Origin of the sequence: Blautia sp. MSK17_66, from assembly GCF_020538025.1 — a bacterium.
GTDB lineage: Bacteria > Bacillota > Clostridia > Lachnospirales > Lachnospiraceae > Blautia_A.
On sequence record NZ_JAJBNQ010000109.1, the window covers coordinates 1 to 351 of the forward strand.

Annotated in this window: 1 protein-coding gene; it reads left to right on the forward strand. The window is 45.6% G+C overall.

Annotated features, from left to right (window positions below; genetic code table 11):
* Positions 1–23: 23 nt before the first annotated feature.
* The coding region (locus tag LIR34_RS17700; RefSeq protein ID WP_173903431.1) for a DUF134 domain-containing protein at positions 24–351 on the forward strand (328 nt) is incomplete at its 3' end.

A 351-nucleotide genomic window follows, 5' to 3' on the forward strand; every position in this document is an offset into this window, starting at 1 on the left:
GAAAAGCGAGAAAGGAGCAGTTTATGCCGAGACCAGTAAAATGCAGAAAAGTCTGTCATTTCCCCAATGTTTTAGAATTTCTTCCGGCAGATGATACTGAGAAAAAAACACCCATTGTTCTAACGGTAGATGAGTACGAGACAATCCGTCTTTTGGACAAGAAAGGTTACAGTCAGGAGCAGTGTGCAGCATCTATGCAAGTCGCAAGAACAACGGTCCAGCGAATTTACGAGATCGCCAGGAAAAAGATCGCAGATGCACTTATCGACGGGCATCCACTCAAAATTGAGGGCGGAGATTTCAGAATCTGTGACGGTCAGAGCGGCAACTGCAGCTTTGGAGGATGTTACA